At 55.5% G+C, this 12,160-nt stretch carries 12 protein-coding genes; 10 read left to right on the top strand and 2 right to left on the bottom strand.

Annotation, left to right across the window (positions count from 1 at the left end):
- The first annotated feature begins 11 nt into the window (after positions 1-11).
- From MY069_RS08265 to MY069_RS08290, 6 genes are all read left to right on the top strand, one after another.
- Positions 12-791: a hypothetical protein gene (locus MY069_RS08265; protein ID WP_482796602.1), complete on the top strand. Its 780-nt coding sequence runs from the start codon at positions 12-14 to the stop codon at positions 789-791.
- A gap of 47 nt (positions 792-838) precedes the next feature.
- Positions 839-1,507, top strand: a complete 669-nt coding sequence (locus MY069_RS08270; protein ID WP_482796603.1) for a hypothetical protein — start codon at positions 839-841, stop codon at positions 1,505-1,507.
- 34 nt (positions 1,508-1,541) lie between these two features.
- Positions 1,542-2,309, top strand: coding sequence for an FkbM family methyltransferase (locus MY069_RS08275; protein ID WP_482796604.1), 768 nt, complete (start codon positions 1,542-1,544; stop codon positions 2,307-2,309).
- A gap of 120 nt (positions 2,310-2,429) precedes the next feature.
- Positions 2,430-3,530 carry a hypothetical protein gene (locus MY069_RS08280; RefSeq protein WP_482796605.1) on the top strand — a complete coding sequence of 367 codons (1,101 nt, stop codon included), beginning with the start codon at positions 2,430-2,432 and terminating at the stop codon, positions 3,528-3,530.
- Positions 3,531-3,548: 18 nt separating this feature from the next.
- Positions 3,549-4,418, top strand: a complete 870-nt coding sequence (locus tag MY069_RS08285) for a glycosyltransferase family 2 protein (RefSeq protein ID WP_482796606.1) — start codon at positions 3,549-3,551, stop codon at positions 4,416-4,418.
- 3 nt (positions 4,419-4,421) lie between these two features.
- The gene (locus tag MY069_RS08290) at positions 4,422-5,729 is read left to right on the top strand and encodes a glycosyltransferase family 4 protein (RefSeq protein WP_482796607.1); all 1,308 of its coding nucleotides are present in this window, start codon (positions 4,422-4,424) and stop codon (positions 5,727-5,729) included.
- 7 nt (positions 5,730-5,736) lie between these two features.
- Here MY069_RS08290 and MY069_RS08295 read toward each other — a convergent pair whose 3' ends face one another.
- A complete protein-coding gene (locus MY069_RS08295) occupies positions 5,737-6,561 on the bottom strand; it encodes a DUF2793 domain-containing protein (RefSeq protein WP_482796608.1) in 825 nt (274 codons plus the stop codon).
- Positions 6,562-6,643: 82 nt separating this feature from the next.
- Positions 6,644-7,540: a tyrosine recombinase XerC gene (locus tag MY069_RS08300; protein ID WP_482796609.1), complete on the bottom strand. Its 897-nt coding sequence runs from the start codon at positions 7,538-7,540 to the stop codon at positions 6,644-6,646.
- A gap of 68 nt (positions 7,541-7,608) precedes the next feature.
- Between MY069_RS08300 and MY069_RS08305 the strand changes: the two genes are divergently transcribed.
- From MY069_RS08305 to rfbA, 4 genes are all read left to right on the top strand, one after another.
- Complete coding sequence (locus tag MY069_RS08305; protein ID WP_482796610.1) at positions 7,609-9,771, top strand: primosomal protein N'; 2,163 nt, start codon at positions 7,609-7,611, stop codon at positions 9,769-9,771.
- 68 nt (positions 9,772-9,839) lie between these two features.
- Positions 9,840-10,388 (top strand): dTDP-4-dehydrorhamnose 3,5-epimerase, encoded by a 549-nt coding sequence (rfbC, locus tag MY069_RS08310; RefSeq protein WP_482796611.1) that lies wholly within the window; start codon positions 9,840-9,842, stop codon positions 10,386-10,388.
- Positions 10,389-10,399: 11 nt separating this feature from the next.
- Positions 10,400-11,296, top strand: a complete 897-nt coding sequence (gene rfbD, locus MY069_RS08315) for a dTDP-4-dehydrorhamnose reductase (protein ID WP_482796612.1) — start codon at positions 10,400-10,402, stop codon at positions 11,294-11,296.
- Between the two features lie 3 nt (positions 11,297-11,299).
- Positions 11,300-12,160, top strand: a complete 861-nt coding sequence (rfbA, locus tag MY069_RS08320; RefSeq protein ID WP_482796613.1) for a glucose-1-phosphate thymidylyltransferase RfbA — start codon at positions 11,300-11,302, stop codon at positions 12,158-12,160.

Here is a 12,160-nt window from a genome sequence, read left to right on the forward strand (position 1 = left end):
AGTATTTCATCATGCCGCTAGAAACAGAAGCGAATTTTCATGCCTTTGAAAGCCTGAATCCGTTTGAGTTCAATAAAGCCTTTGAAGACCGTCAGCTCGCGCCGGGAACATCACAATTTCCAGCCGATTTGGTTCGGAGCTCGGCCGAAGCTTGGTTCAACACCGCTTGCGACCGCATCAACAGCAAAACATACAGCCCGCTTTGTGATGATATGATCGCTAATCGGTGCAACAAACCGGTCGCGCACAACTATACTCAAGTCTATCATGAGATTCTGTCTCCCTTTCGGCACTCGAAATTGGCTTTCGCCGAAATTGGCATTGGGACACCAAACCAAGACGTCCCATCCGCGATGGCGGACTCGTACAGTTTTGGAGCCTCATTGAGAGGGTGGCGCCAATATCTTCGAAACAGCGAAACAATTGTGAACGGCGGAGATATCGATCCCCGGGTTCTGTTCGAAGAGGACCGTATCAAGACCAACTACATCAATCAGCTAAACCCCGTTCAAATTGCTGCATATCTGAAAGACTCAGATCTCGCATCGGGCATAGATTTCATTCTCGACGATGGCCTGCACGAATTTCGATCCAACCTTTGCCTGCTCAGCACCGTGTGGCCCTATATTAAACAAAATGGCTTGTATTTAATCGAGGATATGTCAGATAAAACTTTCAAACTACTGGTAGAAATGATCTCTAGTCTTTCATTGGGAGCCGATTGTGCTGGATTTGAGTTACCCAGCCCAATAAAATCAGACAATCGCATAATAGTGATTCAAAAAAGATAGTCTTACTCAGGACGATTAGGACGCCCTCGCATGGGTTGAAGTAGATTATGGGAAAGCTGAAAAACTGGTGGTTCATCCATGGCGCAGGCCGCACCGGAACGACCTATATGCTGGGCTTGTTTAACTCGAATGCACTGAAATTTGCGTCTGATCCCGGGCTAGCGCGCGTATTGCATCAAGCCGATCTCGTCGTCGGTCTCGATCTCGAAAGCTATCTTTCTCACTTGTCCGACAATATATACGAAAACGCGAGGAAAGGCTGGGGCCAGCAGATCGACATGATCTATAAGCAGGCAAATAGTTCGATAAAAGAGTATCGCTTTCTGGTGTCCATGTTCGGCCCACCTGCCCGCTCTCTTTTCTGCATGCGTGCGCCTGGCGGGTATATGGCCTCGGCAATCAAAAAATTCGGTGATCACCCAGCCCGGCTTAGGGATACTTATATTAAGAGTTTCGCCCTCTACGAAGAAACCGGGGGTGATATCCTCCACTATGGCCCACACCTGACCCGCGAAAATGTCGCGAGCTATTTAGAAGCCATCAATTTCCCGCGCAATGCGATCACATCCGAGCGCCTCAATACGTTCCGTTATACCGGGACGGACGACGAAAAAAGGGGTTCGCCAGAGATGCACACGGCCTATCGAAAGTGCATTGCGGACGCGACGAAGCGCTCTGATACGTTTTCGGAACTAGCCTATCTCGCCGTTACATGATGTAAGTCCGCCTTTGCGGCAGTCTGGAGCGTTTATGCGATACCCAACTCTTCAACAATCTTTGCGGATCAATCGCGAAATCGCGCCTGGTGCGGTGGAGCAGATCATCGATATTGGGGCACAGCGCAAAACTGATTTCCTGATGGATGTCTATGCCGACAAACATCATCACTTGTTCGAACCCGTCTCGACTTATCATCCGGATCTTGAGAAAAATTACCAGGATGCGGGGATCAGTTATACGCTGCATAAACAAGCGCTTAGCGACGTGGATGGCATGCTCTATCTGCACAATACGAGTGTCGATGGCTCTGGTCGTGTCACGCATTCGCATATCAAACCAGAGCGCGATGATGACCTCGATTTTCTGGTCAGTATCGAAGAAATTGAAACCCGCCGCCTCGATAGCGTGATGACCCGCGCAGGCCTGGGCGATCTGTCTTATCTGATCAAGCTCGATGTCGATGGTGTTGAAGAGAAGATTATCGACGGCGGACAAGATGTCATTGGCGGGGCATCTTTCGTCATTATCGAAGCATCGATTGGACGCCAAGACCTGTGCTCGCGCGCCGCCTTGCTGGAAAAGTGCGGGTTCCGGATGTTCGATATTTGCGACAATGCCTATTATTTCGGGCAATTGGCGCTGGTCGATCTGGTGATGATCAATAACCGCCTGCGCAATCAGGAAATCAAGTTCAAGCCGTGGCAATATACGGAAGGCAAAGTCGTCTGGTCGAAATGGCAGCACGGCTTCGGCGAGCACGCCAATGAGCCTGTAACCGATCCTTTTGCCGAGGAATAACAAGGGTCAAGAGCGCCCTCTAAGACAGCGCAGCTGAATTTTCCGATTTTGCGACACTGCAAAGCTGGTCTAATAGGTTTTCACCTGCGTTTTGAACGATGGACGAATAGATTAAATCAAATGTCTTCCGCAAAGCCGTTCAAAAAGTGTATCCTCCATATTGGTACGGAAAAAACCGGAACCACTGCAATTCAGGAATATTTGAAGAGCAATCGGACCGAGTTGAAGAAGCACGGCTACTTCCACCCGATTGCTGCCGATACCGAACATTCCTCGCAATGGGAATTTGTCGCCATCGTGCACCACGCGCCGTGGAACCAGGACACCGGCCGCGAGCTTGGGATCACGGATAAAGCCAGCCAAGACGCGTTTCGCGAGACACTCACGCAGACGCTCAACGAAGAGTTTGCGACGGCCGGGTCGGCGGACACGCTGATCATATCATCCGAACACTTTCAGAGCCGGCTCTATCTTGATCGCGAAATCACCGCGCTAAAGTCGTTTCTCGAGCGCTGGGTCGAGACATTTGAAGTCTTGGTCTATTTTCGCCGCCAGGATGAGCTCGCTCTGTCGCTCTTGTCGACACGGCTCAAATCATCTGCCCAGGTCACCTTGGACAATATCCTGAAAACGCTGAACAGCGCGCCAAAATATTATGCCTATGACGAAATTTACGCGCGCTGGGCGGATGGGTTTGGAGCGGACGCCATGCGCCCCCGCATCTACGATCCAGACCATTGGCCAAATGACAGCCTGGTCTCTGATTTCTGCGCGGCGTCAGGGTTGCCGGAGCTGAGCATTGTCCCGCATCGCCACAATCGCTCGCTCAATCGCCAAGGCTTCCAGTTCATTCATGCGCTCAACCATCTCTATCCGAACCCGCCTGGCGATCGGACTGACGAAAGGCGCGCAGAAATGGTGCGCCGTGTCGGACAATTATTCGCCGGGAAATACTACCCCCTGTCCCAGCATCAGGCGATTTCATTCTATCGCCAGTTCGACAAAGCCAATGAACGGCTCAGGCAAATGGCGTTTCCTGATCGAGACGCGCCGCTCTTTTCTGAAGACTTTTCACAATATCCCGAAGAGGCGGAGTCGGTAGTGCCTGATTTCAATGATGCGGTTGAAGTCGCCGTCGCTTTGTGGAATTCAACGCCGACACAAAAAGAGCCCACCGACCCACCGTCACTGCGCAAATGGCTGCCTTGGCTCAAACGATGAACTGACGATCCAAAACCCATGACGCCGCTCGTTTCCATCGCTATGCCGAGTTTCAATCAGGCTCAGTACATTGAAGCGTCTATCGAGAGTGTATTCGGCCAGTCTTATTCGAATGTGGAACTGATTATCTCTGACGGCGGATCGACCGATGAAACGCCCGATATTCTGGCCCGGATTGGCGCGAAGAACCCGAACTTGCGATGGGTCTCAGAACCGGATGCGGGTCCGGCCGATGCGATCTTCAAATCCTTCTCCAAGGCCCGCGGTGAGATTATCGGATGGCTGAACTCTGACGATCTTTATGCCGACGGCGCGATCGCGCGCATTGTTGAAGCCTTTCAAAGCCAGCCCGATTGGCTGATGTGCTATGGTCGCGGAGAGCATGTCGATGAGACCGGTGCTTCGATCGCACCCTATCCGACACAGAAACCAGACGTCGGCCTAAAGGGCTTTGAAGGCGGAAGCTTTATCTGCCAACCGACCGTGTTTCTAAAGACCTCCGCGCTGACGCTGATTGGCGATCTTGATCGCGATCTCAAGACCGCGTTTGACTATGATTACTGGATCCGGGCGTTCCGCGCGTTTCCAGATCGAATTGGATTTGTTGAGCAAATGATCGCGCAATCGCGACTGCACTCAGATTGCATCACCAACACGATGCGGGCGACGGTCGCGCTGGAAGGGCTCGAACTGAGCCAGCGCCATCTGGGCCGATCACAAGCCCACTGGGCCTCAACCTATTTGGAAGAGCTCCGCGCAGACGAAGACATCGGCCAAGACGACTTTGCCCGCGAAGCCAACGCATTTTTGAACCAAGCTGCGAAATATCTTGAGCCCGCTGAGCTTCAGCAAATGCGCTGGGCGGCGCAGAAATTTGAAAGGCCGTAAAAGGTGCAAGAGGCGTCGCTTAGTCCGATCACACGGCTGCGGCTGGGCGTCATGCACGCCCTGCGGTCGGTATGGGGCCGCGTGCCGGAATCCTGGCGGCACCGCCTATGGACCTTGGCTGGGCCGCGCTGGCAGAGCGCGTATGCAAGGTCAATGATCGCCCGCCCTGCCCCACACCGCCCAAGCGACCCAAATGCGCCGCTTGTTGTCGCGGGCCTGTTCAGCACCGCCAATGGGATCGGCGAGGCGGCGCGGACCACCTATCGCGCGCTCGAGGCGGCGGGCCTTAATCCGATTGCGGTTGATCTATCAGAACCTTTTGCGCCGGTAGATTTAACCAGCGAGATCGCCTGCCAACCTATGCCGGACGATGTGGAGGGCACGCTGATCGTTCAACTGAACGGTCCGGAGACGATGTCTGCTATGCAGCATCTCGGGCTTGAGCGTGGGCGCAACTGGTACACGATCGGCTATTGGGCATGGGAGCTGCCCACTTTTCCGACTGGCTGGGAGAAAGCGTTTCGGTACCTGTCCGAGCTTTGGACGATTAGCAGCTTTACCGCGAGCGCTTTGCGCAAACATCAGGATGCGCCAGATATCCACGTCTTCGGGCATGCCGTCGCGCCGCCAGAAACCATCCAGTCGGCGCGGGCGAAATATGGAATGGCTGAAGATCAGCTGGTCTTTCTGACCATGGCTGACAGCATGTCCTCATTTGAGCGGAAAAACCCGATCGCTACGATCCGCGCTTTTAGAGAAGCGTTTGGCGACGATCCGAGTAGATGCTTAATTGTCAAAACCCGAAACCTCGCCCGCAGCGAAACCGCAATGAGCAATTTGAATGCTGCGATCCACGGTGCTGCGAATATCGAAATCCTCGACACATCGCTTAGTGAAAAAGATCAATGGGCGCTGCTCAATTCCTGCGATGTCTTGGTGTCCCTTCACCGCTCTGAAGGGTTCGGATTGGGCCTGGCAGAGGCCATGGCGCTCGGCAAGCCTGTGATCTGCACCGATTGGTCCGGCAATATGGATTTTACGACAGAGGCAAACGCAGGCCTCGTCCGATCTCGCCTCATTCCGTGCCAGGACGAATACGGTATCTATGGCGACACAGATGCAGAATGGGCTGATCCCGATCACGATGAAGCGGTCCGCCTAATGCGCAAGCTGGCCGAGGATGCGCCAGCCAGGACACAGTTAGCGAATGCCGGTAAAGCGCACATCGAACGCGTCGCGAGTGCCGCGGGCGTCGGCACCAAAATGCGAACTCACCTTGAACAAATCCCCGCCGCGCCAGACCGAACCTAGGCGCCCTCTAAACGACAGACCTGTCATGAGCGGTTCGCCAATTTGTGCCGTCACTGAAGGCGAGCGAAGCGCCACCTGGTTGATCTGAAACATAGATCAGCGCGCCCGCGCCCACATTGGCCGGATTCGGCAACTCAGCCCAGGTCACCTGACCAATCCGAACCGGGCCAGAAACATCGAGTTTCGCCGTCGGCCAATACGTATCCACGCCGACATTGCCATTATCGTGACGGATCAGAATAGCGTTCAAGAACGTTTGTCCATTAGGCGAGACTTTCACATTGAAATCATTGTTTCCCGACAGTCCCATTTCGGCGTGACCTTGATACGCCGTCTGGAAAACCAGGCTGCCCGTATCGGCGTCCGTCGCTTTGTTGATTTTAAGCTGATGCCCCGAGCCTTCATGATCAAACAAGCTGGCATTCGCGCTTAGGATCAGGCGATTGTTCTGATCAGCGACCGCGTTAATCCCAAGCGACTCGAGTTCAGAGGCCGGTCCAAGCGTGACCCAATCTGCGCCATCATAGATCGCCAAGGCGCCGTCTGCCTCGACCCACGCAATCCAGCCGATCTCAGGTGGATAGACCTCCCAAGCGCCATCTTGATAGGCAACCAAATTGCCCTCATTGCCTGCCCAAGGCCCCGTGCTTGCTGCCGCAGGTACATAGCGGTCGCCCTCTTCTGGAGTTGATGGTGGATCAGTCTCATCCATCGAGATGACCGAGATTTGTACCAGAGCATCAAGCCGACGCAGACTTTCATTCAAGGTAACATGTTTCTGTGCCTGGTTCGGCAAGATATAAGGCAATGTGAGATTTGCGGAAAAATCCATAGGCATGGTCCTGTCTGATGCAATCAAACCGGACTATTTGCTTCACGCCTATTCAGTCGGATTGGCCGGACCGAATCCTCATCTATCCGCGCGGATGGGCGCTCGCATGGACTTTCCTGAGATGCCCGGCTTCGACGCCAGTATAGACCTGCGTGGTTGAGAGACTGGCATGGCCAAGCAGGGTTTGGATGGCGCGAAGATCGGCGCCATGGGCGAGGAGATGAGTTGCAAAACTATGGCGGAGCGCATGCGGTGTGGCACTCTCTGTCAGGCCCAACGCGCCGCGTAAAATTTGCACTTGTTTGCGTAGGATTGGCGCCTGCAAACGCTTTCCGCGCGCGCCATAAAACAAAGGCGTTTGCGCATTGAGTGCATATGGACAGAGGCTGGCATAGCTCAATATCGCGTCGCGAACGACCGGAATGATTGGCACGATCCGCACCTTGCCGCCCTTGCCTTTGATGCGAAGCCGTTCTGGCGCATTTTTGACGTCGCCTGCGAGATCTAAGACCTCGGAGATCCGCAAACCGGCGCCATACATCAGGCTGAGCGCGGCGACATCGCGGGCCGCGACCCAAGGCTCTTCTTGGATCAGTTCAGCTTGATCGAGCATGTCTTTGGCGGCGACTTCAGAAATCGGCCGCGGCAGACGTTGGCCGCGTTTGGGACCACTTAAGAACGCGATCTCAGGATTTTCCACGCCATGCGCGCGATCCAACCAGCGGTACAAGCTCTTAATCGCCGAAAGAAGACGGGCAATCGACGCATCCGCCAAACCATCACGTCGGCGGGCAGCGAGGAAGGATCGGATATCCCGCGCCTGGAGTTCTGCGAAGGCCCGCATGCCGGGCTCAGCCCCTAAATGACCGCGCAGAAAGCCCATGAACTCGTCCAAATCGCTGCGATAGGCTTCAACTGTATTCGCCGCGAGGCGTTGCTCGCGCTCGATGAAATCTAAAAAGCCGTCAATCAAAGTCATGAGTGAAGTGTCGCTCATCATGCTTAATGACGGGTTTCCGCGCGAGCGAGCTTTGCTATGGAGAGCAAATGCCCGTGGCCCGCATCCTCTTTCCCCTGCCGCTTCCGGAGCCGTTTGATTATCTTATCCCGGACGGGATGGCGGTCGAACTTGGCTCTTATGTACGCGCGCCATTGGGCAAATATGAGCGCACGGGCGTCGTGTGGGAGATTGTTGAAGCGGACCCAGAGCGCGAGCTGAAACTTGTAGATAGTGTCTTTCCAACCCCGCCAATGCCTGAATCGATGCGGCGCTTCATCACCTTTTGCGCCAGATATAATGTTGCGGGGCCAGGCCAAGTTCTCGGCATGGCTTTGCGGTCGCGCGGCGGGCTTTCACCGTCGCCGACCCAAACCGTCTATCAACTGACCGGTCACCGCACCAATCGGATGACCGCGGCGCGGGAGAAAATCTTAGAGGCAGCGGCTCAGATCGGAGCAGCAAGCGCCACAGAGCTCGCCAAGGCGGCGGAAGTTTCCGCCTCCGTGGTCAAAGGCTTGGTCGAAACAGGGAGCCTCAGCGCAGAAACGCGTGACACCGATATCCCTTTTCCCGCTCCAGATCCTGAGCGCGAAGGTCCGGCACTCACCGAGGAACAAGCGCTTGCCGCGCAATCCCTCCGCGCTGCGGTGCAAGCGGGCGACTATCAGCCCTTCTTGCTGGATGGGATCACGGGTTCGGGCAAAACTGAAGTCTATTTCGAAGCGATGTCGGAAACGCTCCGAAAAGATCCAACCGCGCAGATTTTGGTCCTGCTTCCGGAAATCGCCCTGACCCAAGCTGTGTATGAACGGTTCGAAGCGCGGTTTGGTGCAGGCCCCGCTCCGTGGCACTCATCGCTGAGTGATCAACAGCGCCGCCGCACCTGGCGCGAAGTCGCGCATGGCCGCGCGCGGATCGTCACGGGCGCACGCTCTGCGCTGTTCCTACCTTTCTCCAACCTCAAACTGATCATTGTCGACGAAGAGCATGATACCAGTTTCAAACAGGAAGACGGCGTGCGCTATCATGCCCGCGATATGGCCGTCATGCGGGCAAAACTCGAGGCCGCGACCGTCATCTTAGCCTCCGCCACGCCTGCGCTGGAAACCGTCGTGAACGCCGAATCGGGCCGGTATAAACGCCTCAAATTATCTGCCCGACCTGGCGCGGCCCGACTGCCGGATATGAACCTCGTCAATCTGCAGTCCAATACCCCTGAAAAAGGCCAATGGCTGTCGCCGGTGCTCAAAAAGGCTTTGATCGCGACGTTTGAGAAGAAAGAGCAGAGCCTCCTCTTCCTCAATCGTCGCGGCTATGCGCCCTTGGTCATCTGCAAAGCCTGCGGCGAGCGATTGAAAAGCCCCGGCACGGAAAGTTGGCTGACCGAGCACCGCTACACCAATCGATTGGTCTGTCATCTCACCGGCTGGTCGATGCCGAAACCAGACAATTGCCCGCTTTGTGGCGCGAAAGACTCGCTGATGGGGGTGGGCCCCGGCGTTGAACGCGTGGCGGAAGAAGTTCGGGTGCTCCTCCCCGACGCGCATGTCGAGATCTTCTCGTCGGACACAGCCATGGGCGGCGAGGCGACCCGCGGGATTGTCGAACGCATGGCCGAAGGCGAAATCGATGTCTTGGTCGGCACGCAAATCGTCGCCAAAGGGCACAATTTCCCGAACTTGACCCTGGTCGGGGTGGTAGATGCCGATAGCGGCTTACAAGGCGGCGATTTACGCGCCGGTGAGCGAACCTACCAACTACTAAGCCAAGTTGCAGGCCGGGCTGGCCGAGCCGAACGCCCGGGCCGCGCTCTGATCCAAACCTATCAACAGGACAATCCAGCGATGCAAGCGCTCGCGGCGGGCGATCGCGATGGATTCTTGCAAATCGAGCGCGATGTCCGCGAGGAATTGACGCTCCCGCCATTCGGCCGGATGGCGGCAATGGTCTTGTCCGCGCCAGATGCGGGCATGGCGAAAGAGATTGGGCTGCTTGCGGGAAAAGCGGCGCCGCATGGCGATGGCGTCACCGTCTACGGTCCCGCCCCCGCACCGATCAGTCTTTTACGTGGACGGCATCGCCTGCGCTTTCTGATCACAGCGCCGCGCGACATTGACCTCTCCGCCTATATGGCAACCTGGCTTAAAGCCCTGAAACTCCCCAATGCCGCGCGCGTGGCAGTGGATATTGACCCTTATTCATTCCTGTGAGGCAGCCTAAAGATTGAAAGCGGCGCTGTTTTGTCGTTTAGCATCAGCAGACCTTTGGAGATCGAAGCTTGTTCGAACGCCTTGCCATTCCTGACGTGATCCTTGTGACCCCCAAACGGCATGGCGATGCGCGTGGGTTTTTCTCTGAGAGTTTTCGCGCTGACACGTTTGAAGCAGCGGGCATTTCCGGACCCTTTGTTCAGGACAATCATGCGTATTCTCAACAGGCTGGGGTCTTACGCGGACTGCATTTTCAAAAACCACCCGCCGCACAAGCCAAGCTGATCCGCTGCACCCAAGGGGCGATTTACGATGTTGCGGTCGATATTCGTCAGGGCTCTCCGAATTATGGCCAATATGTCGGTGCTGAGCTGACCGCTGAGAACGGCAAACAGCTTTACGTCCCAGAAGGCTTTGCGCACGGCTATTTGACGCTCACGCCCAACTGCCATGTTCAATATAAAGTCTCATCCTATTACGCCCCGAACGAAGAAGGCGGCATTGCGTGGGATGATCCAGATCTTGGCATCGCCTGGCCGCTCGATGGACGGTCTGTCACGCTCTCTGAAAAAGACCAGATTCTGCCCAAGCTCAGCGCTTTGGCGCCGGTTTTCTGAGTTACTGAGTGATGCGGGCAGCGAAACTCTTATGTATCGGAAAATCTGGGCAAGTGGCCCGAGCGCTGAAGGAGCGGCATGCGGCTTACGATCTTGAATTGACCGCGATGGGCCGCCCCGAGGTCGATCTGGCGGATCCCGATTCCCTAAAAAGAGCGATCGAACTTGCGAGCCCGGATCTGGTGGTGAACGCGGCGGCCTATACTGCGGTGGACCAAGCAGAGACCGAAAAAGAAGCGGCGTTTGCGATCAATGCCGAAGGCGTTGGAACGCTCGCCGCGCTCTGTGCCGCGAATGATGTGCCATTGATTCACATCTCAACCGATTACGTCTTTGATGGCGAGGGATCGGCACCATTTCTAGAAACCGGCACCCCAGCCCCGATCAATGTCTATGGGGCATCCAAGCTTGAGGGCGAGGTCCGGCTAAGGGATACGCATGCGGCACATATCATCCTGCGAACGAGCTGGGTATACAGCCCATATGGCGGCAATTTTGTCAAAACCATGCTACGCTTGGCCCAGGAAAAGGGTAGCGCGTCGGTGGTCGATGATCAGATTGGCTGTCCGACAAGCGCCCATGAAATCGCCGAGGCGATTTTGGCGATCTCCCAACGAATTTTCGAAGATCCTAGCCCAGACCTTTTCGGCACCTACCATTTCAGCGCGGCGGGCGAAGCCTCCTGGGCGGACGTCGCGGCCTTCATATTCGAGCTCTATGAAGCCCGCACCGGCTGTAAGATTGGCTTGAACCGCATCCCCAGTTCGGACTATCCGACCCCAGCGGCGCGACCGCGAAATTCTCGCCTCGACACGCGCAAGATCACCGATACGTTTGGGATCAGACCGCAACCTTGGCGCGATGGCGTGCGAGAGACTGTGAACCGGCTGATGGATGAAGGACGCTAGGGCATGAAAGGGATTATTCTGGCGGGCGGCCACGGAACACGATTGCATCCGATCACGCGCGGAATCTCGAAACAACTCTTCCCTGTCTATGACAAGCCGATGATCTATCACCCGATCACGACACTGATGCTCGCGGGCGTGACGGATTTTCTGATCATCTCGACCCCGCAAGCCTTGCCGATGTTTAGAGAGCTATTGGGAACCGGTGAGAATTGGGGCGTCCAATTCCAATATGCCAAGCAAGACGAACCACGCGGGCTCGCGGATGCGTTTCTGATCGGCGAAGACTTTATCGCAAATGACCCCTGCGCCTTGGCTTTGGGCGACAATATTTTTCACGGCGCTGGGCTGGGTGAACAGCTGCAGACCATCAATACGGAAAACACAGGCGCCACGATTTTTGGCTACACCGTCGCCGATCCCTCTTCCTTTGGTGTGGTCGAACAAGACGCGCATGGCAAAGTCATCTCGATCGAAGAGAAACCGAAAAACCCGAAAAGCAACCTCGCGGTGACCGGCCTCTATTTTTACAATAATGAAGTCGTTGATATCGCAAAATCAGTAACGCCATCAAAGCGTGGCGAGATTGAGATCACCAGCGTCAACAATGCCTATCTCGAGCGCGGTGACCTGTCGTTGAAGGTCCTGCCGAGAGGCACTGCCTGGCTCGATGCGGGTACCTTTGATGGCCTGTTGCAAGCGGCTGAATATGTACATGCCGTAGAAAAACGGACCGGCTCAAAGATTGCCTGCCCGGAAGAAGTGGCGTGGCATCTCAATCTGATCGACGGGGAGCAAGTGTTAAAACTCGCCGCCGATCACAAGAATGAGTATGGCGAATACCTGAAACGCCTGGTGAGTTAG

It is taken from the genome of Hyphomonas sp. ske169 (genome assembly GCF_056850855.1).